24 protein-coding genes and 1 tRNA gene are annotated in these 22,797 nt (G+C 62.7%); 19 read left to right on the top strand and 6 right to left on the bottom strand.

The genetic code is table 11. From position 1 onward, the window contains the following. The first annotated feature begins 128 nt into the window (after nucleotides 1-128). Nucleotides 129-587, top strand: coding sequence for a GAF domain-containing protein (locus ACVNHC_RS06580; protein WP_123195637.1), 459 nt, complete (start codon nucleotides 129-131; stop codon nucleotides 585-587). Beyond that, entirely contained in the window at nucleotides 588-1,694 is a 1,107-nt protein-coding gene (locus tag ACVNHC_RS06575; RefSeq protein ID WP_457166776.1) for a M24 family metallopeptidase, read from the top strand. It begins immediately after the preceding gene. Between the two features lie 56 nt (nucleotides 1,695-1,750). Here the strand turns inward: ACVNHC_RS06575 and ACVNHC_RS06570 are convergent, their stop codons facing one another. Together ACVNHC_RS06570 and ACVNHC_RS06565 are read right to left on the bottom strand one after the other, a co-directional pair. Further along, nucleotides 1,751-3,712, bottom strand: a complete 1,962-nt coding sequence (locus tag ACVNHC_RS06570) for a methyl-accepting chemotaxis protein (protein ID WP_457166775.1) — start codon at nucleotides 3,710-3,712, stop codon at nucleotides 1,751-1,753. 210 nt (nucleotides 3,713-3,922) lie between these two features. Continuing rightward, complete coding sequence (locus ACVNHC_RS06565; protein WP_457166774.1) at nucleotides 3,923-4,846, bottom strand: LysR family transcriptional regulator; 924 nt, start codon at nucleotides 4,844-4,846, stop codon at nucleotides 3,923-3,925. A gap of 318 nt (nucleotides 4,847-5,164) precedes the next feature. On the opposite strand from ACVNHC_RS06565, the gene ACVNHC_RS06560 reads away from it, so the two are divergent. The 5 genes from ACVNHC_RS06560 (at nucleotide 5,165) to ACVNHC_RS06540 (ending at nucleotide 10,523) form a co-directional block, all read left to right on the top strand. Then, nucleotides 5,165-6,346 (top strand): MFS transporter, encoded by a 1,182-nt coding sequence (locus ACVNHC_RS06560; RefSeq protein ID WP_457166773.1) that lies wholly within the window; start codon nucleotides 5,165-5,167, stop codon nucleotides 6,344-6,346. Nucleotides 6,347-6,378: 32 nt separating this feature from the next. After that, on the top strand, nucleotides 6,379-7,866 hold the full coding sequence (locus tag ACVNHC_RS06555) for a carotenoid oxygenase family protein (RefSeq protein ID WP_050474716.1): 1,488 nt from the start codon (nucleotides 6,379-6,381) through the stop codon (nucleotides 7,864-7,866). 63 nt (nucleotides 7,867-7,929) lie between these two features. Beyond that, nucleotides 7,930-8,592: a glutathione S-transferase family protein gene (locus tag ACVNHC_RS06550; protein ID WP_457166772.1), complete on the top strand. Its 663-nt coding sequence runs from the start codon at nucleotides 7,930-7,932 to the stop codon at nucleotides 8,590-8,592. A gap of 62 nt (nucleotides 8,593-8,654) precedes the next feature. Then, nucleotides 8,655-9,089, top strand: coding sequence for a GlcG/HbpS family heme-binding protein (locus ACVNHC_RS06545; protein WP_050474718.1), 435 nt, complete (start codon nucleotides 8,655-8,657; stop codon nucleotides 9,087-9,089). Nucleotides 9,090-9,104: 15 nt separating this feature from the next. After that, entirely contained in the window at nucleotides 9,105-10,523 is a 1,419-nt protein-coding gene (locus tag ACVNHC_RS06540; RefSeq protein WP_457166771.1) for an aldehyde dehydrogenase, read from the top strand. Between the two features lie 179 nt (nucleotides 10,524-10,702). On the opposite strand, the gene ACVNHC_RS06535 is transcribed toward ACVNHC_RS06540, so the two are convergent. The 3 genes from ACVNHC_RS06535 to lipB form a co-directional block, all read right to left on the bottom strand. Continuing rightward, complete coding sequence (locus tag ACVNHC_RS06535; protein ID WP_457166770.1) at nucleotides 10,703-11,347, bottom strand: hypothetical protein; 645 nt, start codon at nucleotides 11,345-11,347, stop codon at nucleotides 10,703-10,705. A 300-nt stretch (nucleotides 11,348-11,647) separates the two neighbouring features. After that, nucleotides 11,648-13,663 (bottom strand): bifunctional metallophosphatase/5'-nucleotidase, encoded by a 2,016-nt coding sequence (locus ACVNHC_RS06530; RefSeq protein ID WP_457166769.1) that lies wholly within the window; start codon nucleotides 13,661-13,663, stop codon nucleotides 11,648-11,650. 156 nt (nucleotides 13,664-13,819) lie between these two features. Next, complete coding sequence (gene lipB / locus ACVNHC_RS06525; RefSeq protein ID WP_457166768.1) at nucleotides 13,820-14,548, bottom strand: lipoyl(octanoyl) transferase LipB; 729 nt, start codon at nucleotides 14,546-14,548, stop codon at nucleotides 13,820-13,822. 143 nt (nucleotides 14,549-14,691) lie between these two features. Here lipB and ACVNHC_RS06520 point away from each other — a divergent pair, with 143 nt between their 5' ends. Further along, nucleotides 14,692-14,958, top strand: a complete 267-nt coding sequence (locus ACVNHC_RS06520) for a FliM/FliN family flagellar motor switch protein (protein ID WP_050474723.1) — start codon at nucleotides 14,692-14,694, stop codon at nucleotides 14,956-14,958. Here the strand turns inward: ACVNHC_RS06520 and ACVNHC_RS06515 are convergent. Beyond that, nucleotides 14,897-15,106 (bottom strand): pentapeptide repeat-containing protein, encoded by a 210-nt coding sequence (locus ACVNHC_RS06515; protein WP_457166920.1) that lies wholly within the window; start codon nucleotides 15,104-15,106, stop codon nucleotides 14,897-14,899. The genes ACVNHC_RS06520 and ACVNHC_RS06515 overlap by 62 nt on opposite strands. Here ACVNHC_RS06515 and ACVNHC_RS06510 point away from each other — a divergent pair. The 11 genes from ACVNHC_RS06510 (at nucleotide 15,069) to ACVNHC_RS06460 (ending at nucleotide 22,751) form a co-directional block, all read left to right on the top strand. Continuing rightward, a complete protein-coding gene (locus ACVNHC_RS06510; protein WP_457166767.1) occupies nucleotides 15,069-15,233 on the top strand; it encodes a hypothetical protein in 165 nt (54 codons plus the stop codon). The two genes, ACVNHC_RS06515 and ACVNHC_RS06510, sit on opposite strands and share 38 nt — an antisense overlap. Before the next feature lie 19 nt (nucleotides 15,234-15,252). After that, on the top strand, nucleotides 15,253-15,717 hold the full coding sequence (locus tag ACVNHC_RS06505) for a helix-turn-helix domain-containing protein (RefSeq protein ID WP_050474753.1): 465 nt from the start codon (nucleotides 15,253-15,255) through the stop codon (nucleotides 15,715-15,717). Continuing rightward, nucleotides 15,714-16,283: a PIN domain-containing protein gene (locus ACVNHC_RS06500; RefSeq protein WP_457166766.1), complete on the top strand. Its 570-nt coding sequence runs from the start codon at nucleotides 15,714-15,716 to the stop codon at nucleotides 16,281-16,283. The genes ACVNHC_RS06505 and ACVNHC_RS06500 overlap by 4 nt, the downstream gene beginning before the upstream one ends. Before the next feature lie 168 nt (nucleotides 16,284-16,451). After that, a tRNA-Leu gene (locus ACVNHC_RS06495) sits at nucleotides 16,452-16,536 on the top strand. A 191-nt stretch (nucleotides 16,537-16,727) separates the two neighbouring features. After that, a complete protein-coding gene (locus ACVNHC_RS06490) occupies nucleotides 16,728-17,045 on the top strand; it encodes a YARHG domain-containing protein (RefSeq protein ID WP_050474725.1) in 318 nt (105 codons plus the stop codon). 231 nt (nucleotides 17,046-17,276) lie between these two features. Then, complete coding sequence (mgtE, locus tag ACVNHC_RS06485) at nucleotides 17,277-18,692, top strand: magnesium transporter (protein ID WP_058900141.1); 1,416 nt, start codon at nucleotides 17,277-17,279, stop codon at nucleotides 18,690-18,692. 91 nt (nucleotides 18,693-18,783) lie between these two features. Then, a complete protein-coding gene (locus ACVNHC_RS06480) occupies nucleotides 18,784-19,182 on the top strand; it encodes a MerR family transcriptional regulator (protein ID WP_094462906.1) in 399 nt (132 codons plus the stop codon). Between the two features lie 26 nt (nucleotides 19,183-19,208). Beyond that, on the top strand, nucleotides 19,209-19,655 hold the full coding sequence (locus tag ACVNHC_RS06475) for a PaaI family thioesterase (RefSeq protein WP_050474728.1): 447 nt from the start codon (nucleotides 19,209-19,211) through the stop codon (nucleotides 19,653-19,655). A gap of 25 nt (nucleotides 19,656-19,680) precedes the next feature. After that, nucleotides 19,681-20,130, top strand: a complete 450-nt coding sequence (locus ACVNHC_RS06470) for a GNAT family N-acetyltransferase (RefSeq protein WP_050474729.1) — start codon at nucleotides 19,681-19,683, stop codon at nucleotides 20,128-20,130. 36 nt (nucleotides 20,131-20,166) lie between these two features. Further along, nucleotides 20,167-21,339 (top strand): isovaleryl-CoA dehydrogenase, encoded by a 1,173-nt coding sequence (locus ACVNHC_RS06465; RefSeq protein ID WP_457166765.1) that lies wholly within the window; start codon nucleotides 20,167-20,169, stop codon nucleotides 21,337-21,339. Nucleotides 21,340-21,500: 161 nt separating this feature from the next. Further along, nucleotides 21,501-22,751 (top strand): GGDEF domain-containing protein, encoded by a 1,251-nt coding sequence (locus tag ACVNHC_RS06460; protein ID WP_457166764.1) that lies wholly within the window; start codon nucleotides 21,501-21,503, stop codon nucleotides 22,749-22,751. The last annotated feature ends 46 nt before the right edge of the window (nucleotides 22,752-22,797 follow it).

Raw genomic sequence — 22,797 nt, 5'->3', positions numbered from 1 at the left:
ACCCCGGCTCACCGGTCCCGGATCGCGCAGGCGCGTCCGGGATGACGATGGAGGGGCGGGAGGGTTCCACCAGCCACACCACCACCGCTCCTCAATCCTCTCTCATCCCAACGCCCCGGAAGTCCATCATGACCTCATCCCCCGATACCGTCTTTGCCGCCCTGCATGAGGCTGCCCGCACCGCCGTGGGCGCGCGCCTGTTCACGGTGACGGTTCTCGACCGCAAGGCAGGCCTCAGCCGCCGCGCCTATACCTCGCATCCGGCCGAATACCCGGCGTCCGGCACCAAGCCGATGCGTTCGGATGGCTGGACCGATCTCGTGCTGGGCGAACAGAAGAGCTTTATCGCCAACACCACGCCGGAATTTGCGGTCTACTTTTCCGATCATGCCCTCATCAACCAGCTCGGCTGCCATTCGGCGATGAACATTCCCGTGCCGGATGGCGGAATGGTCGTGGGCACGGTCAATATTCTGGATGCTGAGGGGCATTTCACGCCCGAGCGGGTGGCGAAGCTGGAGGCGCTGGTGGAAGAGCACCGCGCTGCTCTGCTGGACGCCATGGCCCGCGTGCCGATGGAGGCGTGAATGACGCAAGGATCCGCAAAGCCGCAGGCCGCAGAGCGTCTGGCGCGCCTGCGCCGCAAGATGGCAGATACAGGCACCGATCTGGTGGCGCTGGCGCCCGGCGCGCATCTGCGCTGGCTGCTGGGCTTTGTCCCGGCAGCGGACGAGCGCGCCTCGCTGTGCCTCATCGGCCAGAAGCAGGCCTGCTTCCTGATGCCGGCCCTCAATGCCGAAGACAGCCGCCAGCACACGGATCTGCCCTTCTTCGAGTGGAAGGACGACACCGGCCCGGACAAGGCCCTGGCCGAAGCACTGGCTTTTGCCGCGCCCAAGGCCGGCAGTTTTGCGCTGGATGAGACCATGCGTGCCGACCACGCGCTGATGCTGGTGGATGCGCTGCCGCGCGCCGCCCGCAGCTTTGCCTCCGCCACCGTTGGCGCACTGCGCATGGTCAAGAGCGCCGAAGAAATCGCGCTCTTGAAGGAAAACGCCAAGATTGCCGACTTTGCCCAGGCCGCTGCCCGTGCGGCCTTGGCCGAAGGCGTGAGCGAGAGCGAACTGGCCAAGGCCGTGCAGGCTGCCTTTGCCGCCAACGGTGCGCAGCCCACCTTTGCCATCCTCGCCATCGGCCCGAACAGTGCCTATCCGCACCATCACTCCGGCGAGGCACGGCTGAAGCGCGGCGATGTGGTGCTGGTGGACATTGGCGGCCTCAAGGACGGCTACAATTCCGACATCACCCGTATGGCAAGCCTCGGCGAGCCGCCGGCCGGATACCGGGAGGTGCATGAGGTGGTCGATGCCGCCGTTCAGGCGGCCATCGCCTCGGCCCGTCCGGGCGTGCCCGCCCGCAGCGTTGATCTGGCGGCGCGTCAGGTGATCATGGATGCCGGCTACGGGGAGTTTTTCACCCACCGCACCGGCCACGGCCTTGGCACCGAGGTGCATGAGCAGCCCTATATCACCAGCACCAGCAATCTGATGCTGGAGGAGGGGATGGTCTTCACCATCGAGCCCGGCATCTATCTGCCCGGGCGCTTCGGCATCCGGCTGGAGGAAGTGGCGGTGGTGACGGCAACCGGCTGCGAGATCCTCTCCGGCCTCAGCCGCGATCTGGCGGTGGTCTGAATCAAAAAAGGGCGGCCCGGTGAGGCCGCCCTTTTCATGTCTTGCCTGTGCCTGTCTCAGGCGGCGCGGATCTCGGCGAAGAAGGCGTCGATGCGCTGGCGCAGGTTGCCGGTCTGCTGGGTCAGCTGGGTGGCGACATCAAGCAGCACCTGCGCGCTCTCGCCGGTTTCGTTGGCACCGCGTGACACATGGCTCAGGGTTTCCGAGACATTCTGCGTGCCGGTTGCCACTTCATGCACCGAGCGCGAAATCTCGGTGGTTGCGCCGCTCTGCTGGGTCACGGCAGCGGAGATGTCGGTTGAGATGTGGCTCATCTGGCCGATGACATCTGCGATGCTGCCGATGGCCATGGCGGCCTGATTGGAGACGGCCTGCATCGCCTGGATCTGCGTGGCGATCTCTTCCGTGGCCGAAGCGGTCTGGTTGGCCAGCGACTTCACCTCCGTGGCAACGACCGCAAAGCCCTTGCCCGCATCACCGGCACGCGCTGCCTCGATGGTGGCATTGAGCGCCAGAAGGTTGGTCTGGGCGGCAATGTCATTGATGAGCTTGACGATCTGGCTGATCTTTTCCGTCGTCTGCACCAGGCTCTGAACCGTCTGGTTGGTCTCGCTGGCGGCATCCGAGGCGCGGTTGGCAATCTCGTTGGAGTGCTCCACCCGGCGGGCGATCTCGGCAATCGAGGAATTCAGCTCTTCGGAAGCGGCGGCCACCGAGCGGACGTTTGCGGCAGCTTCCTCAGATGCGGCAGCGGCGAGATTTGCTCCTTCCGAACTGGACTCGGACGTCTGGGTCAGCTGGCGTGCGGTTGAAACCACATTCTGCGTGGCGGAACTGACCGTCTGCAGGGCCGAGCCCACTTCAGAGGCAAAGGCGTTGATCATCCGGTCGACGGCCTCGGCGCGGCGCTGCTTGGCTTCCTGCTCGGCGCTCTGGGCTGCTTCCAGACGCTCGCGTTCCAGGGAATGCTCCTTGAACACCTGAACGGCACCGGCGATGGCGCCGATCTCGTCATTGCGGCCAAGGCCGGGAATGGCAACGCTCAGATCACCGTCGGCAATCTGGCTCATGGCGCCGGTGATGCTCGACAGCGGACGGGCCAGCCAGTTGCGGAACAAGGTGCCGATAAGCGCCAGCATGATGAGCACGGCGGCAAGGGTCGCAATCAGCGTCGACCGGCGGAAGTCGGACAGCTCGGCAAAGGCAACGCCCTTGTCGATGGACATGGCAACATACCAGTCCACGCCCGGCAGGCCGGCAATCGGCTGGAAACCAAGCAGGCGCGCGCCCTCGGCGCTGTCCACGTCCTGCATGACACCGGTGGAAACCTGCGCGCCGGGATAAATATCGGCCAGGGTCTTGCCGATCAGGTCCTGACTGGCGTGGATCAGCACCTTGCCGGAGCGGTCGGTGATGAACAGGTAGCCAAGGTCGCCCAGATTGGCGTCCTTCAGCATCTGATCAAGCATCTGGATGGAGAAATCGGAACCGACAACGCCCACCAGCTGGCCGTTCATGTAGCGCGGGGCGGCTGCGGTGATGTTCAACTCGTTCGAGGAAGCCGCGATATAGGGCTCGGTCAGCGTCAGCTTTCCAAGATCCGCAGCGGCCTTGTACCAGGGGCGCTTGCGCGGGTCATAGCCTTCGGGAAGCGTGGACGGCGGCCACTGGAAAAACTCACCCTCCGTGTTGCCGTAATAGGTCATCAGGAAGGTGGAGGTCAGCAGAGGAACGTTGAACTGTTCCGGCGTCATTTCGGAAGCCGGCTTTGACCCCAGCGACTGCATGGCGAATTCGGTCAGCATCGTGCGGCCCGTCAGCCAGTTCGACACGCTTTTCGCAACGGAACTGCCAACCATGGACAGGTTGCTGTTCACGCGCTCTTCCGTCTGCTCGCGCATGACGACATCGTTGTAAAGGGCGAAGATGGCGAAAATCCCAAGGATCGAGGCGGCCGTTGCCGCAAGGATCCTGGTCATGAGACTGCGGCGGCGGCCTGAGCGGGCGGTCTGCGTCATCGTCGAAGTTTCTTTCTGGCTGGTGGATGAGGCTATTCCACTTCTTTCCTCCCCGATGATTTTTATCGGTGGATGCTTAAAACGCTCTAAACGGTGAGCGATTTTCCTGTTGTTCTGGTGAAGAGAATATCCGATTTGTAGTATTTATTAGCCAGATATGCGGATGGTGCTGCATGAAACTCAGCGGCATACGGGAATATGCTGATCCGGCTAATCTTGGAGGCTGTCTGTCAGCTCTCCGGCGCTGAGGATCGCCAATCTGAGCCACCGGTGCGCCGGATCCTCATCCAGATAGCGCGGCCACACCATGACCTCACAGAGTTGTTCCATGGCAAAGGGGGCAGGGAACAGTTTGACTGCAAAGCGGCGGCTCATTTCTTCCGCCATGCGCCGGTGCATTGTCACGATGCGTTCTGTTCCGGTTACGAGCAGTGGTGCGACGCTGAACTGGTCCACTGTGCATTCCACGCGGCGCTGGCGGCCGTAGCGCGGTAGAAACCACTCCTCAAAGGCAAGTGTCCCGTCATCTCCCAGGCGGATCGCCACGTGGCCTCTCTCGAAGTATTCCTCAAGTGTCAGCGTTTCGATGCCGCGGGCGGCCTCTGCGCACATCATGCAGACGTGCTCATCCCGCAATATCCCGGCCTGAGGATGCTGAAGGCGGCTGGCATATTGCTCGGGCATGATCAGCAGATCGATCGCACCCCGCTCGAAAGCTTCCATCACGTCATATGGAGTCCGTCTGATGTTCAGCCTTATGCCGGGAGCCGTGGAGGCGAGGCTGCGCACGGCTGTGGCGAGCATCACATCCAGCATGTAGTCGGAGGCGGCGATCGAAAAGATCCGGTTGAAAGCGGCAGGCTCGTACTCCGGCCGGATGGCTATGGCGGTGCGGGCGCTCAGCAGCGCATCGCGGACCGGCTGCGCGAGGCTTCGGGCAAGCGGTGTCAGTTCCATCCGGCGGCCGACCTGAACCATGAGACTGTCGCCGAAATAGTCCCTGAGGCGTCCAAGTGCCGCGCTGGCGGCCGACTGCCCGATGTGCAGCCGCTCGGCTGCCCGCGTGACGTTGCGTTCCTCCAGCAAGGCATCCAGCACAACGAGCAGATTGAGGTCGAACTTGTCCAGTCTCATGGCCGCCCCGGCAATTTCGTAAGTATTGATCCTATCGATGATTCATATCAATGCAATCTGTTTTGTTGGTGGTTTGGGCGAGCCTATCATCGCCGTGCTGATGCAGTTGAGACCTCTCCGCAGGGAAGAGAGACACGTCAGGCTGCTGCCGGAGAGAGACCCCTGGGGTTGGCGGCAGGCCTGATGGTCATGCGGGGGGATTGGATGCGTCAGCCCTGAGCGGGGAGGGGACGGAAGCTTCTTCGCTCGGAAGATATCCCGCACGGCACGCCTGTCAGGGCCCCTGCCGCTGCGTGGTCACATCCTGGGAGGGGAATTATGACCAGACTGAACAGTGTGGGCGGCTATCTGACGCTCAGCATTTGCCATATGGCGGGAATGATCGATCTGGCCGCGCTGCCGCTGTGGATCGGCGCTCTCATGAGCCACTACGGCCTTGAGCCGCAACAGGCCGGATTGACGGTCACCGCCTTTCTCGCCGCCGCCGTTCTTGCCAGCATCGTCTTTGCGCCGCGCTTCACCCGCCTGCCGCACCGCAGTTTTGCAGCCGGCGGCTTTCTGCTCTCGGCAGCCGCATTCGCCGGCAACTCGGTATTGCCGGTCGGGGCGGAGAGCCTGCCGCTGTTGATCGTGTTGCATTTTCTGGCCGGTTTCGGCGCTGGTTCGGCGCTTTCCGTGACCCACGGAGCCATTGGCCGGACAAACAATCCGCACCGGCTGTTCGGCATCGTCAATGTGGCCATGGGTGTGCTGGCGATCGCGATGTTTGCGGTGCTGCCGGGCATGATTGCGTCCATCGGCGGTCCGGTGATCTTCCGGGCTTTCGCCATCACCATGGCCGTGGCAGCCGCTGTTTCCCTGTTGTGCTTTCCGAAGGTTGAGGGCGGACGGGAAGAGGCGCAGGCCCGTATTGCTGCCGCAGGCGGGTTTCCACGGGCGGCCTGGTTTCTGATCGGCGCCATCATCTGCCTTGCCCTCAGCCAGGCAACGGTCTTTGCCTTCGTCGAGCGGATCGGTGTGGCAAGCGGTTATGGTGAGGGGCGTGTCCAGTCGGTTCTGATCGTCATGGGCTTCGTCAATCTGGCTCCCGGCATCCTTGCTGCCCTGCTGCAGCACCGCCTGCCGCCGCTGGCGGTTGGTATTGCCGGTCCCATCCTGCAGGCCGTCTTTGCCCTGAGCATCACTTCGGCGGCGGGCTTCTATTTCTACGCCGTTCCCGTCGCCTTCTATGTGTCGCTGGTGATCTTCAGCCACACGTTCCTTTTCGGCCTGCTGGCGCGGGTGGATGCCAGCGGCAGGGCTGTGGCCGCAACTCCGGCGATGATGATGTCCGGCTCCGCCATGGGCCCGGCGCTGGGCGGAACGGTGGTGATGGCTGCCGGATATTCCGGCCTTGCCTGGGCGGTAATGGGCATTGCCGCAACCGCCGTCGCGCTGCTGCTTCTGGCGCAGCGCGAGCTTGCCCGCAGGGCGCAGGAAACTGCCCCTGCTGTGGCCTGATCCCAAAAACATGTTCCAGATGGAGAGAGACCATGAACCAGCATGTCATGACATCTACGGGCCTGCAGTTTCCCGATGATGTGGTCTTCAACGGCTATGCCGCGCCGGTCCGCATCGAGGGTGAAGTGCATGATCTTGAAGTGATCGGCCGGATACCGCCCGAGCTTGAAGGCATGTATATCCGCAACAGCGCCGACCACGCCTATCCGCCGCTGCATGGCAAGGACATCTTTCTGAATGGCGACGGGATGGTGCATTCGGTCCGCATCCAGAACGGCCATGCCGATCTGACCATGCGCTATGTGCGGACGCGCAAGTTCCAGCTTGAGCGCTCCGCCCGCCGGGCGATGTTCGGAGCCTACCGCAATCCGTTCACGGACTCTCCCGAGGTGGCCGGTGAGGATGCCAACACGGCAAACACCTCAGTGCTGTGGCACCACGGCAAGCTCTATGCCCTGAAGGAATCCGGCCGTCCCTATGAACTCGATCCGAATGATCTGACGACGCGCGGCGAAACGGATTTCGGCGGCCAGCTGAAGAGCCGGACCTTCACCGCCCATCCGAAGATCGATCCCCTGACGGGAGAGTGCATCGCCTTTGCCTATAACTGTGAAGGCGTCGCCAGCGACGAGATCGAGGTCTACCGTATCGGCAAGGACGGTGAGTTCCTGAAGACCGAGCGGTTCAAGGCGCCTTACTGCTCGATGGTGCATGACTTCCTCGTGTCGCGCAATTTCATCGCCTTCGTCATCTGCCCGATGGTCTGCGAGTGGGACCGGGTGAAGAAGGGCGAATCCTACTGGCACTGGGACAGCCAGAAGCAAACCTACATTGCCGTCATCCCGCGCGATCAGGGGGTCTCCGCCATCCGCTGGTACACCGCGCCCAAGATTGCGATGCAGACCCACACGTTCAACGCCTGGGACGATGGCAACCGGCTGGTGCTGGATCATTTCGTCAATGAATCGGGCTGGCTGAGCCAGTTCCCGGACATTCACAATCCGGATGCCGATGAACTGCCGCCCTTCGGCGAGCGCTGGATCGTGGACCTGTCCACGGCGGGTGGTGATGTCCAGATCGAACGCTTCATCAACCACATTGGCGAGATGCCGGTGGTGGATGGCCGCTTCTCCATGCGCCGCACGCGCCACTTCTGGTTCGGCACCAATCATCCGGCGAAATGGCCGATGCTGCCGGCAGGTCCCAAGGGGCCGCCCTTCACCTGTCTTGGCCACTTCGACGAGCACACGGGCAAGATCAGCCTGTTCTACGCCGGGCCCGATTCCTCTCCGGAAGAGCCCTGCTTTGTGCCGCGCAGCCCCGATGCGGAGGAGGGTGACGGCTGGCTGATGACCATGGTGGGGCGCCGCGCCGAAAACCGCACGGATCTTGTCATTCTCGATGCCCGCAACCTGTCGCAGGGGCCGGTTGCCATCCTGAAATTTCCGTGCCGGGTGCATGAGGGCTTCCATGGCATCTGGGTTCCGGGAAGCGCGCTGGGCGCGGACCGGGGCTTCTGACACATCACGGCGGCCGCATCCTGCAGGTGCGGCTGCTGCCCCTGAGGAGGAGGAGCAACAAGCATGATCACGCTCTATGGCGATGTGAGCCGGACCCGCGCCAACCGCTGCAGCTGGATGCTGGCGGAACTGGGCCTTGCCCATGAGCGCCAGCCTTTCGCCTTCCGGCCCGGCCAGCCGAAGCCGGCCGAGTTTCTGGCCCTTAACCCGAACGGCAAATGCCCCACGCTGACCGACAGCGGCTTTGCATTGTTCGAATCCCTCGCCATCAATCTCTATCTGGCCAAGAAACACGGCGGCCCTCTCGCGCCCCGCAGCCTTGAAGAAGATGCGCTGATGACCCAGTGGTCGTTCTGGGTGGTGACGGAGATCGAAAAGCCGCAGCTGCTGGCCGCAGCCCTGCGCGTCCTGTTTGATCCGCACGAGCCGGATGGCGAGGAACTGGAACTGGCGCTCGCCAAACTTGCCCGGCCCTGGACGGCCCTTGACGGCTATCTTCAGGACCGGGAGTTCCTCGTGGGGGAGCGCTTTACGGCGGCTGACCTCAACGTTGCGGCCGTGATGCACATGGTGCCCGTTGCCGGTATCGACATTTCACGATGGCCATCCATGGCCCGCTGGCTGGAGGCATGCCTTGCCCGTCCGGCCGCTGCCGATTGCCTGAGCGTCAATTTCAAGGTGCCCCGGCCAGCCTCCCAGCGCGACATGCTGGCCATGTTCCTGTGATGAACCCGGCAGCGGCCAGACTGCTGCTGCCGCCTTTTTCTTCAGAAAGACAAGGAAGACACATGCTCAGGCTTTCACAAGCGGATGCCATCATCGCCGCAGCTCTGACCGAAGCGCGGGCGCGGAATCTGGCGCCACTGGCCGTCGCCGTTCTGGATGCGGGCGGACATCTTGTCGCCTACAAGCGCGAGGATGGTGCCGGTATCGTCCGGTTCGAGATCGCCTTCGGCAAGGCCTGGGGCTCTCTCGGAATGGGCTTCGGCTCGCGCGAACTGACGGAAAGGGCGAGCGGAAACCCGGTTTTCTTCTCGGCTCTTGTCCCCGTCAGCGGCGGGCGGATGGTGCCTTCGCCCGGCGGGGTTCTGATCCTGAATGCCGAAGGAGAGGTCATCGGGGCTGCCGGTATTTCCGGCGACCTTGGCCCGAATGACGAACTTTGTGCCGTTGCCGGCATCGAGGCCGCCGGGCTGCGGGCGGCGCCCGGCGCGGTTGTGTGAAACGAGGAGGACGAAATGGACCAGATCACCCGCAACGGGTCATTCGACAGGCTGAACCCGGTCACAGGGGCTGTGGCCAGCACCTGCGAGGCAATGGATGTGGCAGCTGCCTGTGCGATTGCCGAAAAGGCGCAGGCCGCCTTTCCGGCCTGGTCGGCGACAGGGCCCGGCGAGCGCCGCCGTCTCCTCCTGAAGGCCGCTGATGCGCTGGCCGCGAAGATGGACGATTTCGTGCGCCTCATGGCGGCGGAAACCGGTGCGACGGCCAGCTGGGCCGGCTTCAACGTCATGCTGGCGGCCAATATGATCCGGGAAGCTGCATCCCTGACGACGCAGGTGGGCGGCGAGGTCATCCCGTCCGACAAGCCGGGCTGCTTTGCCTTTTCCGAGCGCCAGCCCAAGGGCGTGTGCCTCGGCATTGCACCCTGGAATGCCCCGGTCATTCTGGGCGTTCGTGCCATTGCCACGGCGCTCGCCTGCGGCAATACGGTGATCCTCAAGGCATCCGAGCGCTGCCCGGCGACCCATGCGCTGATTGCGGACGCTTTCGTTTCGGCCGGTTTCCCGGAAGGGGTGGTCAATGCCGTCACCAATGCGCCGGAGAATGCGGCTGAGATCGTCAACGGCCTCATCGATCATCCGGCGGTGCGCCACATCAACTTCACCGGCTCGACCGGCGTTGGCAAACTGATCGCCGTGCGGGCAGCCAGCCAGCTCAAGCCGGTCCTGCTGGAGCTGGGCGGCAAGGCGCCGCTGATCGTGCTGGATGACGCCGATCTGGATGCGGCCGTTGCTGCCGCTGCCTTTGGTGCCTTCTTCAATCAGGGCCAGATCTGCATGTCGACGGAACGCATCATCGTCGTGGATGCGGTGGCAGATGCCTTTGCGGAAAAGTTCAGCGCCAAGGCAGCCACGCTTACGGCAGGCAATCCGGCGGAGGGCAAGAATCCGCTCGGCGCCGTCATCGGCCTTGAAACGGTGGAAAAGCTCCAGAGCCTTGTTGAGGACGCCTTGTCCAAGGGCGCCCGTCAGCTCACCGGCACTCCGGCGGAGGGAGTGCTGGTTCCGGCAACCGTGATCGCTGATGTCACGAAAGACATGCGCCTTTACAGCGAAGAGAGCTTCGGCCCCGTTGTCGCTCTGATCCGTGCCCGTGATGAGGAGCATGCCATCGAACTGGCCAATGATTCCGAATATGGACTTTCGGCATCCGTCTTCACCGGGGATGCCGCACGCGGCCTGCGGGTGGCGCGGCGCATTCAGTCGGGCATCTGCCATATCAATGGCCCGACGGTGCATGATGAGGCGCAGATGCCCTTCGGCGGCGTCAAGGCCTCCGGCTATGGCCGCTTCGGCGGCAAGGCAGGGCTCGACGAGTTCACCGACCTGCGCTGGCTGACGATGGAAACCCTGCCGGGCCGTTATCCGATCTGAAGCTCTCCAAGTGGCAGGGTCTCACAGGCCTGGCCTGTTCTTGTTTGTCCAGAGGGATAAGCGGAGCGGGCCAGCCCATGATGACCTTCAGGGACAGTGAATCCCGGAACCTTGTTCAAGCCCGTGCGGCGCTCGAACAGTTTCAAGGCGTGATGCGTCAGCATCGAAAGCCTTGGACCTTAGGCGTCTCCGACGCTCTGTTCGCGGATCGCGCGGGCTTTTTTGGCGATGGCGGTGAGGTTGTCTTCGTCCTCCTCGCCCTTGGCCGCACGGCTGGCACGGGGCTGCCTCACCTCAATGAAGCCGGTGTCCTCCTGTTCCGCCATGGAACGGGCGGAGCGGGGCAGGCCGAAGCGGTCACGCAGCTGCGTGACGATTTCTGCTGTGCCGCTGCCGGTTTCGAAGCTGCGGTAGGTGAGGGGGACGCGCTGGCCCGCAATGATCATGACCGGGCGCTGCCAGACCTTGCGGGACATGAAGTTGTGCAAGGGACCGGCCTTCTCGGCCACGACATTTTCCAGGCTGGACAGCTCGTACCGGCCACTGCCCAGCAGCCGGCCCGAGGGAGTGCGGTGTTCCAGCAGCAGCTTGTTGCCATGGGTATCGAAGATCACCCGGGTGCGGGCTGTCTGGAGGTGCAGCCGCAGAATGATGGAGCCGGAAATCAGACTGGCGAGAGCCGCCGGCCAGATGCTGTTGGCCATCAGGCTTCCCACCACACAGGCAGCCGCTCCGAACCCGATGATAACCATGGCGACGCGCGTCTGGGTCCGGTCATCATGGATGTATTCGGTACGCGTGGGGCTTGGTGACACCAGGTCCATGAGCGGCAAAGATCTCCGTAAAGAGGTCGCAGGCAGCGTAAATTTGTGCCCGCCCCCAAAGGTGCCGGAACGAGATTCAGCAGACCCTTGCTATATATGCTGATGAACCTTGCGGCAGGCTTGCGCCGCAGCCCGGATTTCCGGTGTTTTGCACAAGGGCATGCTTTGTCCGGTGCAGGCCCGAAGGGCCGGGCGCGAGGGCATCATGCCCTGAGAGCGATGAGGCGCCGCATGTGCTGTCCGGGGAGCTCCCGGACAGCTTGTTGGAATGCGGGGCTTGAGCATTTCAAGCCCTATGCGTCAGCCGATGGCAAGCCGCCCGTCCAGGCGGGCGCCGGTTTCCGCTGAAATGACCTTCAGATCACGGATATGGGCAATGATCTCGTTGCGGTAGACGAGGCCCGTATGGTCGTAATCGAGCTTGCGCAGATCCATGCTGGGAATATCGCCGGGAACGCCGCCGGAGACCGGCTTGCCATTCCAGGCTTCCCCAAAGGCTCCGAGCGAGACATAGGTGTTGAATGCCACCTTGTATGTCTTGTCGAGCACCTCCCCGATGGGTGTGCCGGCGATCGTGACATCCACGGCCTTGGCCTGCGCGGCCGAGGCCCCAAGGTCAACCCGGTAGCGCAGGGCGCTGGAGAAATGCAGAAGACCGCGGGACACGAACTGGGTGAGGTCCAGCGTGCCTGCCGCCAGTTCCTCTGGCCGGACGAAGCGCTTGGCATTGTTGTCCAGCATCTCGAGGATCTGCGCACCCGTCATGGTGGCCACATGCACATTGTCGGCATAGGGCATGACATCATACCAGGCCTTGAACGTCAGCGGCCCCTGGCTGATGCCGGTCTGCAGGCCGGTGGCATTGAAGAGAGCAATGTCGATCTGGCCTCCCGGGAACGTCGAGGAGCGCTGGACCAGAGCGTCATTCATGAAATTGGCGATGGCCACTTCACGGATATAGCGGTCTGCGAGGGTGCGCTCGGTCGAGACGAGTTCATCGCTGGCAACCTGACCGATCTCCTCGGCCAGTTTGGAATCGAGGGCCTTCAGCAGCGGTGCAATGGTTTCTGCCTCAAAGGCTGCGTCATAGTCCCCCTCATGCTCCAGAGCGGCATAGGTCGGCTCATCCGCCTTGACCCGGTCGTCGCGGTTCTTGACCGGATGCAGGCTGACGGATGAGAACCAGGCCTTGCGGCCGTTCTCGGCCGCGATGGACATGCTGATGTCGCCCAGGAACTTGCCGTTGGCTTCGGCCTGCGCAATGAGAACGCCCTCGACAACATTGTCCGTGTCGATGCCGCCGCTGTTGAGCATTGTGTGCGAGTGGCCGCCCAGCAGCACAATCGGCTTGCTGGTCAGAGGACCGGCCGCAGCCGCAATGTCCAGGTCGCCTTCGCCGATCATGCGTGCCGCACCGGCCTTGCCCGACCGGTGCGAGCCTGAGCCAAAGCCGCAGTGAGACAGGATCACCACGACGTCACAGACTTCGGCGACAGCAGGCAGCACGTTGCGGATGGCCTCCACCGGGCTTGCGACGGCAAGGCTGGGGTCGGAGGGCTGGCCAACGCGGGTGTCCACGGCGGTGGTCAGGCCGATGAAGCCGACGCGCAGGCCCTTGGCCTCGGCAATGGCGGCGCAGACATAGTCCTCATCGCGGGCGAGGAAGGCCGAGCCATGCACATTGGCCGAGAGCACCGGGAAGGTGGCATCGCGCTTCAGCCCCATGCGCAGCAGCTCCGCGCCACGGTCAAACTCGTGGTTGCCAAGAACGGCGATGTCGAGGCCGGCGGCGGAATAGGCGCGGTATGCCGGATCGGTGACGAAGTCTTCCGGGGACCAGCCGACAAGTTCATCAAACACCGAGCCGGTGTGATCATCGCCAACGGATACGAAGAACACAGCTTCCGAGTCGCCGGCTGCGGCGCGGGTCTCGCGAACCATCTTGACCATCTGGGACAGGCGGTGGGTGTCGCCCTTCTTGCTGTGCTGGTCGGTCAGATGGTTGTGCATGTCGTTGAAATGCATCAGGCGCAGCACACGGCGTTCGCCCGGAGCGAGCGATGGGGCAGGCACCGGATTGCCGGTCTCCGTGACGATGGCGCGGACAGGACCGGCCAAGGGATCGCCCTTGAGCAGGAACAGGCGCTCGAATGCGCCCTGAGGGTTCGGGGTCGCCGGGCTCATCAGCAGTTCGCCGGGACCCGCAGCGGCATTGGCGCGGAAGACGATCATCGTGGACAGTGCGGCAAGGCCTGCCGCGGCCGTTGTCGACTTGAGGAAGTCACGGCGGCTCATGTTTTGTTTAGTCGTAGACATGAGATCTACTCTCCTGGGTAGTACTCGCGAAATAGCGGGCCGCGAAGAGCTATGATCTATGATTGAACTTAATGTGACAAGTTTGCTGAAGTTCTGGTTTTCTAATATATTTTTCTAATTAAATAAATATCACATCTATCCGTTGGATTTATTTGGTTAGACGGCTTTCAACTCGCCGGATGCGCTGGCTGAAGCGCCAAACAGCTTTTCGAATTCCTGCCGCAGGACAATATCGACCTCGGGAAGCGTCACCGGCAGGCCCAGATCGACAAGGCTGGTCACCCCATGCTGCGCCACGCCGCAGGGCACGATTCCGGAAAAATGCTCCAGATCCGGATCGACGTTCAGGCTGATGCCGTGGAAGGTGACCCACTTGCGCACGCGGATGCCGATGGCCGCAATCTTGTCCTCCACCTCCGGCCCCTTGTCCGGGCGGCGCACCCACACGCCGACCCGGTCTTCCCGCCGCTCGCCGCGCACATGATGCTGCCAGAGCGAACCGATGACCCAGGCTTCCAGCGCTGCCACGAAGGCGCGGATGTCCTGCCGCCGGCGCTTCAGATCCAGCATCACATAGGCAATGCGCTGGCCCGGCCCGTGGTAGGTATATTGCCCGCCGCGCCCGGCGTCATAGACGGGGAACCGGTCCGGCATCAGCAGGTCCTCGCGTCTTGCGCTGGTGCCGGCCGTATAAAGGGGAGGGTGCTCCAGCAGCCAGACGCATTCATCCGCCTCACCCGCCGCAATCGCCTCGACGCGCTTCTCCATGAAGGCCATGGCCTCTTCATAGGGGACGGGCTCGTCAGAGATCCGCCACTCCACCGCCGGGCTGCCGGGCAGGGGATGAAAATCGGGGACGAGTTCGGAACGGCCGGTGATCTGCATGGGGTCAGGCTGCATTGGCGGTGGCTTTGCGCCCTGTGGTCAGGCTAAACTGAGGGAAAGGCAAGATGCCGGAGGAGCCTGAACAGGTCCACGGCGTCAGGATTGCAGACTTGTACAGGCGGAAGGCCGGACGGAAAAGCAAAATGGCCACATTTGATGACATTACCGTCGACATTTCCGTGGTGCTGGGCACAACACAGATGCCGGTGCACCAGCTGCTGCGCATGGGGCGCGGCGCGGTGATCGATCTGGATGTCGCCGAAGAGGATGACGTCAGCATCTATGCCAATAACACGCTGGTGGCCAAGGGGCAGGTGGTGCTTCTTGGGGAGCGGATCGGCATTTCCATCACCGAGGTCCTGATGCGTCCGCCCGAAGCCCGGCCCATGCGCACCGACGGGCCCCTATAAGACTGGCGCCTGTAAGATCGGCCCCACTAAGATTGGCACTTGTAAAGCGCCCTTGTGAGGCGGGCCCGTCACCGGAGCCGTTTCTGTTTGCCGGGTCTTTGGATCTGTCCGTGAAATCCCTTGCGAATGTTTCGTTCGTTGCATTTATTGCATTTGAGCGTTATCCTGAAGTCAGAGCACGTCCGTTGAAAATGGAGCTGCAGGGAGTGTTCTGCGTCTTTGTTTTCACGCAATCCGGCTGCAAAACGGTTCCCGTTTCTGCTGGAATTGCTTGAGAAAGAAAAGGATGATGCCATGACATTCCCGGTATACAGTCAGCGCAGGCCCACCCGGCAGGAGGCAGCGGTTGCACGCGTTTCCGAGCAGGCCCTTGCCTGCCACGCGCGTGACGGAGCGCCGCTGAAATTGCGCGTAACGGGGCACGAAGAGACAGAGGTGGTGGAACTGCCGGCAGGCGCAGTTACTCTGCTGATGGAAATTCTCAAGGCCATGGCAGCGGGGCAGGGGGTGACGGTTGTTCCCGATGATGCCGAGTTGACCACGGTACAGGCTGCAGAGCTTCTGAATGTGTCCCGGCCCTTCCTGATCAAGCTCCTGGAGGAAGGTAAAATTCCCCATCGCAAGGTCGGGAAGCACCGGCGGGCGCTCATGCAGGACGTGATTGCTTACAAGCGCATCATGGATCGCAGGCGGGAGGAAATCCTCGACCAACTGGTTGCCGAAGCGCAGGAACAGGGCATGGGATACGGCGCAAGGTGAGTCAGGCTCGGGTTCTGCTCGACGCAAATGTTCTTTACCCGGCCCCACTGCGGGATCTGTTGCTCCAGCTTGCCGTTTCGGACGTTATTATTGCGGCATGGACCGAACGCATACACTGCGAGTGGATTGAGGCGCTGTTGCGCAGGCAGCCGTGGCGCGAGCGCCGGGCGCTTGAGCGGACAAGGGACCTTATGAATGAGGCAATAAGCGACTGCCTCATTCATGGATACGAGAAAATTATCCCCTCGCTTGTCTTGCCTGACCCGGATGACCGCCATGTGCTTGCGGCGGCGATTGCCGGGCGCTGTGGCGTTATCCTGACACATAACACCAGGGATTTTCCGCCAGAGGCGCTGGCTCCTCATGGCATTGAAGCGCAAAATCCGGACGAGTTCCTGCTCGCGCACCTTTCTCGTGTGCCGGGACTGTTCTGCGCTGCAGTGAAAAAAGTGCGGTCACGCCTGAAGACGCCGCCGCTGGATCCTGATGAATATCTAGCGGTTCTGAGGCGTCAGGGGCTGATCGAAACGGCAGCCGGACTGGAGACCTTTGCCAGCTCGATCTGAAACGCCCGAAATCCCTTGAGTTTCCGGGGCTTGGGTGAAAAGTTACCCACAGGCTCGCGGCAATTTCAGGGAGTTTCAAAATAAAGCTGAGAAGCCCCTTGCGCCCCAGAATCCGATTTGCTACATGGGGCGCCTCGACGCTGATTGCGCCGGGGAAATGAAGAAATCGCGGTCGTGGCGGAATTGGTAGACGCGCAGCGTTGAGGTCGCTGTGGGGCAACCCGTGGAAGTTCGAGTCTTCTCGACCGCACCATTTCTTCAAGAAGATGCTGCAAGCATTTGCCGCTCTTCAACAAAAGGCTGACAGCCGCCGGTGGGAAACCTCGGCGGCTTTATGCTTTTCCGGCTGGTGCAACGGTTCCTCCTTGTCTTTGGCTGCCGCCGCACCCTTGCCACAAAACCCGTGTGTCTGGACGGGTAACCGGGCAACAGGGGAGGTCCTCCATGCGGCGCATAGGCTTTGCCATCCTGATCGTGGCGCTTGGCGGCATGCTGGCCGGATTTGTTTCGGCCGAGCAGCGGCGCAACATGCAGAAGTCCCCCGAGGAGCTGGAACGCCTTGCCTGCGATCAGCTCTGGTATCTGCGCGAGAAGATCCGGGCCGATGGCGGCATCTGTCCGCGCGGCGAGCGCGAGCAGCGCGCCTTTTTCCGCAACAGGAGATGTCTGTCGCCGGATGAGGGGATTCTGCCCTCTCAGGTGCGCGATTATCTGGCCGCGGTCCGTCAGGTGGAAGCCCTGAAGGGCTGTCAGCCGGGCTGAGTCTGCCGCCTGCGAAGCCGTGATGGTGCGGTGCCGCAACCGGCATGTGAAAACTCGTGCCGGGAGGCCGGAAGCGTCCGGTTTTCAATAGCCAAAGCAGCGTAAGACAGCTAGGTGTGAGGCGCGGGCCGCTGCCTCCGGCCCACTGGGTGCGCATGACAGGAGGGAGCCATGACTGACGCCGGCAAAAACGACGCAGGACCTGACCTTGCCCCTGTTGCCCCGCACCCGATGACGCCCGGCGAGGGGCCAGAAACACCTCAGCCGGCGGAAGCCGGAATCCCCATTCATGGTGAAGATGGCTGGCTGAACGAGGCCTTCATCCGGGCTGTTGCCGAAGCTGTTGCGGCGCAGGATGAGGATGCGGTGCGAACGCTTGCCGGGGATCTGCACGAAGCAGACGTGGGCGAACTCATCGATGCTCTGCCCGAGGCCGAGCGCCCTGTCTTCGTCCGCCTCATGGGCGATCTCTTCGACTATGCCGCCCTGACGGAAATGGACGAGGCGGTGCGCGTCCGCCTGCTGGAAGAGCTGCCTGCTGCCGACATCGCCGAAGGTCTTGGCGAGCTTGATTCGGACGACGCGGTCTACATTCTGGAAGACCTTGATGCGGAAGATCAGGCGGCGATCCTTGATGAGCTGCCGCTGTCCGAACGTGTCCAGCTGGAACGCGCCCTTGATTACCCGGAAGACAGCGCCGGCCGGCGCATGCAGTCCGATTTCATTGCCGTGCCGCCGTTCTGGACGGTGGGGCAGACCATCGATTATCTGCGCGAGGACAAGGATCTCCCGGACACATTCTACGAAATCTATGTGGTCGATCCCGGCTTCCGGCTGGCTGGTGCCGTGTCGCTGGACAGGATCCTGCGCACACAGCGCGCTGCGAAGATTTCCGACATTTTCGAGGAAGATCTCAAGCGCGTGCGCGCCACGGATGATCAGGAAGAGGTGGCCCGCCTCTTCGAGCGTTACAACCTGGTCTCCGCTGCCGTCGTGGACGAAAGCGGCCGGCTGGTCGGCGTGCTGACGGTCGATGACATCGTGGACGTCATCCAGGAAGAAGCCGAAGAGGACATGCGCGCCCTTGGCGGTGTGGGTGATGAAGAGATTTCGGATACGGTGATCACCATCGCCCGCTCGCGCATTGTCTGGCTGATCGTCAATCTGGGCACGGCGCTTCTGGCGGCCAGCGTGATCTCCCTGTTTGAAGATACCATCGAGGCCATGGTGGCGCTGGCAGTGCTCATGCCCATCGTTGCCTCCATGGGCGGCAATGCGGCCACGCAGACCATGACGGTTGCCGTGCGCGCTCTGGCCACCCAGGAACTGGACACCCGCAACATCTGGCGCGTGTTGCGCCGTGAGGTGATGGTGAGCGTCCTCAATGGCATGGCGCTGGCGGCCCTGATGGGGGCCACCGCAGCCATCTGGTTCGAGATGCCCGGCCTTGGCGTCGTCATCGCGGCCGCCATCATGGTCAATCTGGTCTGTGCGGGGCTGGGCGGCCTGCTGATCCCGGTCACGCTCGACAAGCTGAAGGCAGATCCTGCCATCGCCTCCAGCGTGTTCGTCACGATGGTGACGGATGTGATCGGTTTCTTCGCCTTCCTCGGCATTGCTGCGCTCTGGTTCCGCCTGCCGCTCTGATTTAAACTAACTAACTGAAAAATATAGATATAAATCATCTGATTGACTTTAACGTAAAAGTCTATGAAGCTGGCCGCAGGATGGAGGCTTCATGGAACCGCGGCTCTATACGATCACCCAGCTGACGCAGGAATTCGGGATCACCACCCGGACCTTGCGCTTTTATGAGGCGCAGGGGCTGATCACGCCGCAGCGGCGCGGCCGCCAGCGGCTCTACAAGCCTGCGGACCGGACGCGGCTGAAGCTGATCCTGCGCGGCAAGCGCCTCGGCTTCTCGCTGACCGAGATCAGCGAGATCATCGGCATGTATGGCAAGGCGCCGGGGGAGGCGGGGCAGCTGCAGCTGCTCATGCGCAAGATCGCCGAACGGCGCGCCGAACTCGAAGAAAAGCGCAATGACATCGAGCTGACGCTGGCCGAACTCGCCGACGTCGAGCGCGGCTGTCTGGCGCGGCTGGATGAACTGGGTGTGCCGCGGGAAAACGGCTGAGGCGCTGCACCGGGGAGGAGGGAACCATGACAGCATTCGAGCCGCGTGATCCGAACTGGGAGGAGAGGGTCCGCAGAAGCTTCGCCCGCCAGCCCTTCATGGGCCATCTGGGGGCAAGCCTCAGTCATCTGGCCCCCGGCGAGGTGGACATCGAGATGCCGCACCGGGCCGAACTGACCCAGCAGCACGGCTTCTTCCACGCCGGCTCCACCACGTCGATTGCCGACAGCGCTGCCGGCTATGCCGCCCTGTCGCTCTATCCGGCCGGCACCGGCGTGCTCAGCACAGAATTCAAGATCAACCTGCTCAATCCCGGCAAGGGCGAGAAGCTGGTGGCGCGCGGCCGTGTCATCAAGCCGGGCCGCACGCTGACCATCTGCCGCTCGGATGTCTATGGCGTGACCGGGGACAGGGAAATCCACGTGGCCACCGGCCTGTTCTCGATGATCTGCCTTGAGGGCGTCGAGGACTGAAGATCTGCAAGGCAAGTGAGGACCCATGACGCAAGCAGCCATCACCATCCGCCCGCTTCAGCCGCAGGACCATGCCGAATGGGCGGCGCTGTGGAAGGCCTATCTCGTCTTCTACGAGACCGAAAAGCCCCAGTCGCAATATGATCTCAACTGGTCGCGGCTGATGACCCCGGATGAAGATCCGCATGGGCTCTGCGCAGTCGATGAGACCGGCCGGCTGGTCGGCATCGTCCACTATATCTTTCACCGGTCCTGCTGGACCGAAGGTCCTTACTGCTACCTGCAGGATCTTTATGCCGACCCGTCCGTGCGCGGGCGCGGCGTGGGCCGGGCGCTGATCGAGGCGGTCTATGCCGCCGCCGATGCGAAGGGCGCGCCTTACGTCTACTGGCTGACGCAGGAATTCAACGCCACGGCGCGCCAGCTCTACGACCGTGTCGGCAAGGTTACCCCTTTCATCAAATACACCCGCTGAACGGCCGGGAGGGCCGGGCGACTGGAGGAAAAGCCCATGATCCGCAATGACTTTCCGTCATTCAACTTCAACCTCGGCGAAACGGCAGACATGCTGCGCGACAGCGTGCGCTCCTATTCCCAGGACCGCATCGCGCCGCTGGCCGCCCGCATCGACCGGGACGACTGGTTCCCGCGTGAACTGTGGCCCGAGATGGGAGAACTCGGCCTGCACGGCATCACGGTGGAAGAGGACTGGGGCGGGGCAGGGCTTGGCTATCTGGAGCACTGCATCGCCATGGAAGAGGTGAGCCGGGCCTCCGGCTCGATTGGCCTCTCCTACGGCGCCCATTCCAATCTCTGCGTCAACCAGTTGCGCCGCTGGGGCAGTGAGGATCAGAAGAAGCGCTATCTCGGCAAGCTGATCAGCGGCGAGCATGTGGGCGCGCTGGCCATGTCCGAGCCGGGTGCCGGTTCGGATGTGGTGTCGATGAAGCTCAGGGCCGACAAGAAGGGTGACCGCTATGTGCTGAACGGCACCAAAATGTGGATCACCAACGGCCCCTGCGCCGACACGCTGATCGTCTATGCCAAGACCGATCCGGCAGCAGGGTCACGCGGCATCACCGCCTTCCTGATCGAAAAGGGCTTCAAGGGATTCTCCGTGGCGCAGAAGCTGGACAAGCTGGGCATGCGCGGCTCGGAGACCGGCGAACTCGTCTTCGAAGACTGCGAAGTGCCCGAAGAAAACGTGCTGGCCGAGGTGGGCAAGGGCGTCAACGTGCTCATGTCCGGGCTGGATTATGAGCGCGCCGTGCTGGCGGCAGGCTGCATCGGCCTGATGCAGGCGGCGATGGATGTGGTCATTCCTTACGTTCACGAGCGCCAGCAGTTTGGTGCGCCCATCGGCACCTTCCAGCTGGTGCAGGGCAAGGTGGCGGACATGTATGTGACCATGAACGCCACCAAAGCCTATGTCTATGCGGTGGCGCAGGCCTGCGACCGGGGCGAGACCACGCGGGAAGACGCAGCCGGTGCCATCCTCTATGCCGCCGAAAACGCGACGAAGGTGGCGCTGGATGCGATCCAGCTTCTGGGCGGCAACGGCTATATCAACGACTATCCCACAGGCCGGTTGCTGCGCGATGCCAAGCTTTACGAGATCGGGGCAGGCACCAGCGAAATCCGCCGCATGCTGATCGGCCGCGAGATCTTCAACAAGACCGCCTGAGCGGTTGAGTCGGGGGCGCCCGCTTTTGAGAATATTCAGAAAGCGGGCGCCCGGTCTTGAAACACCGTGTGATGAAAAAACCTCAAGCGACTGAACTGATTTAACTTCCCGCTAAATCCTGTCAGCCTAACGTGGCTTCGGGGAAGGTGCAGGGGATTGGTTTGACCATTGATACTCCATCAATGCTGGCTGTGTTCGCCTGCCTTTTTTTAGCCGGCGGGCTTCAGCTCTTCCGCCAATGGCGGCTTGAGCGAGAGCACGCCGGCATTCTGCTCTGGTCCGTCAGCCTGCTTGTGCGGGTGCCCGGCTTTGTCTTGCTGGCCTCGCGTGAAAGCCTCACGGGGCTCTGGGTGCTGCATCTGGGCCATTCCCTTCTCTGTCTGGGGGCAGGTCTTGGTTACGCTGCGACCCGCCATTTTTCGGGCCGCCACACTTCTCTGCTGGCCATGCTCACCCCGATCATCCTGTGGAACGGGCTCTGCATCGTCCCGGGTTTCCTCGAAAACACCACGCTGCGCCTGACGTCCCTGTCTTTCATTCTCATGTTCGTGTCCGCCGTCACGGCCTTCGAGTTCCAGCGTGCGCTGCTTCTGTCAAAGCCGGTGCGGCTGATCTTCGCGATTCTTTTCGCTGGTGCCTCGCTGATGCACGCCTCCCGCATGGTGCTCCTGATCAGCGCGCCGGAAACCACGGAGTATTTCTCCAGCCTTGGCGCACAGGGCAGTGTCCTGCAGTTTCTGGTGGCGATCCTCCTGTCCTCCGCTGCCATTCTGGCCAGCGCAATGCTCTTCCGCGACGGGCAATTGCAGAATTTGCGGCGTGAGGCGGAGGAGGACGTTCTCACCGGCCTGTTGAACCGGGGGGCATTCCGCAGTGCTGCCGCGGTTGCCCTTGAGACGGCCCGCCGGGATGGCACGGCTGTCTGCATGATCCTGTGCGACCTTGATCACTTCAAGGCCGTCAACGACCGTTTCGGCCATGCGGGCGGAGATTCGGTGTTGCAGGCCTTCAGCCAGCTGATGCGGGACCGTCTGGGGCCGCACGGGCTGACCGGCCGGATCGGCGGCGAGGAATTTGCCTGCCTGCTGACGGGGGATGCCGCACTTGCAGCATATGGCCTGGCCGAAGGGCTTCGCGTGCATACGCGCGTTCTGTCCATGCTTGGCGGCAACCCCGATTTCAGGATCACCGTCTCCGCCGGAATAGGCATCATGCCGGTGACCGCCGCCGATGTGGATGGGCTGCTGCAGCGCGCGGACTGGGCGCTTTATGCCGCAAAACGCAAGGGGCGCGATTGTGTCGAGGTGGAGGGCCTGCACGGCAAAGATGCTGCAGGCGGCAAGGGCGCCGCGCCGTCCCCAGCCATCGCCGCGGCCGGTGCCGGTGACTATGCGCCAGGCGCGCAATCCTGAAGACGGCCGCTGTTGTTGCCCAGTTGATAACCCTTGTGTGTCTAAA

The organism is Pannonibacter sp. Q-1 (assembly GCF_054073275.1).
Note: the sequence above shows the minus strand (reverse complement) of the source record. Positions and strands in the feature narration are given on the sequence as shown.

What these genes read in the sequence shown, in the direction of transcription:
- lipB (WP_457166768.1), bottom strand. Translation starts at nt 14,548, where the DNA reads ATGCAGATCACCGGCCGTTCCGAACTCGTCCCCGATTTTCATCCCCTG.
- ACVNHC_RS06575 (WP_457166776.1), top strand. Translation starts at nt 588, where the DNA reads ATGACGCAAGGATCCGCAAAGCCGCAGGCCGCAGAGCGTCTGGCGCGC.
- ACVNHC_RS06545 (WP_050474718.1), top strand. Translation starts at nt 8,655, where the DNA reads ATGCTCAGGCTTTCACAAGCGGATGCCATCATCGCCGCAGCTCTGACC.
- ACVNHC_RS06560 (WP_457166773.1), top strand. Translation starts at nt 5,165, where the DNA reads ATGACCAGACTGAACAGTGTGGGCGGCTATCTGACGCTCAGCATTTGC.
- ACVNHC_RS06580 (WP_123195637.1), top strand. Translation starts at nt 129, where the DNA reads ATGACCTCATCCCCCGATACCGTCTTTGCCGCCCTGCATGAGGCTGCC.
- ACVNHC_RS06520 (WP_050474723.1), top strand. Translation starts at nt 14,692, where the DNA reads ATGGCCACATTTGATGACATTACCGTCGACATTTCCGTGGTGCTGGGC.
- ACVNHC_RS06570 (WP_457166775.1), bottom strand. Translation starts at nt 3,712, where the DNA reads ATGACGCAGACCGCCCGCTCAGGCCGCCGCCGCAGTCTCATGACCAGG.
- ACVNHC_RS06555 (WP_050474716.1), top strand. Translation starts at nt 6,379, where the DNA reads ATGAACCAGCATGTCATGACATCTACGGGCCTGCAGTTTCCCGATGAT.
- ACVNHC_RS06530 (WP_457166769.1), bottom strand. Translation starts at nt 13,663, where the DNA reads ATGTCTACGACTAAACAAAACATGAGCCGCCGTGACTTCCTCAAGTCG.
- ACVNHC_RS06465 (WP_457166765.1), top strand. Translation starts at nt 20,167, where the DNA reads ATGATCCGCAATGACTTTCCGTCATTCAACTTCAACCTCGGCGAAACG.
- ACVNHC_RS06535 (WP_457166770.1), bottom strand. Translation starts at nt 11,347, where the DNA reads ATGGACCTGGTGTCACCAAGCCCCACGCGTACCGAATACATCCATGAT.
- mgtE (WP_058900141.1), top strand. Translation starts at nt 17,277, where the DNA reads ATGACGCCCGGCGAGGGGCCAGAAACACCTCAGCCGGCGGAAGCCGGA.
- ACVNHC_RS06475 (WP_050474728.1), top strand. Translation starts at nt 19,209, where the DNA reads ATGACAGCATTCGAGCCGCGTGATCCGAACTGGGAGGAGAGGGTCCGC.
- ACVNHC_RS06505 (WP_050474753.1), top strand. Translation starts at nt 15,253, where the DNA reads ATGACATTCCCGGTATACAGTCAGCGCAGGCCCACCCGGCAGGAGGCA.
- ACVNHC_RS06470 (WP_050474729.1), top strand. Translation starts at nt 19,681, where the DNA reads ATGACGCAAGCAGCCATCACCATCCGCCCGCTTCAGCCGCAGGACCAT.
- ACVNHC_RS06550 (WP_457166772.1), top strand. Translation starts at nt 7,930, where the DNA reads ATGATCACGCTCTATGGCGATGTGAGCCGGACCCGCGCCAACCGCTGC.
- ACVNHC_RS06565 (WP_457166774.1), bottom strand. Translation starts at nt 4,846, where the DNA reads ATGAGACTGGACAAGTTCGACCTCAATCTGCTCGTTGTGCTGGATGCC.
- ACVNHC_RS06490 (WP_050474725.1), top strand. Translation starts at nt 16,728, where the DNA reads ATGCGGCGCATAGGCTTTGCCATCCTGATCGTGGCGCTTGGCGGCATG.
- ACVNHC_RS06540 (WP_457166771.1), top strand. Translation starts at nt 9,105, where the DNA reads ATGGACCAGATCACCCGCAACGGGTCATTCGACAGGCTGAACCCGGTC.
- ACVNHC_RS06480 (WP_094462906.1), top strand. Translation starts at nt 18,784, where the DNA reads ATGGAACCGCGGCTCTATACGATCACCCAGCTGACGCAGGAATTCGGG.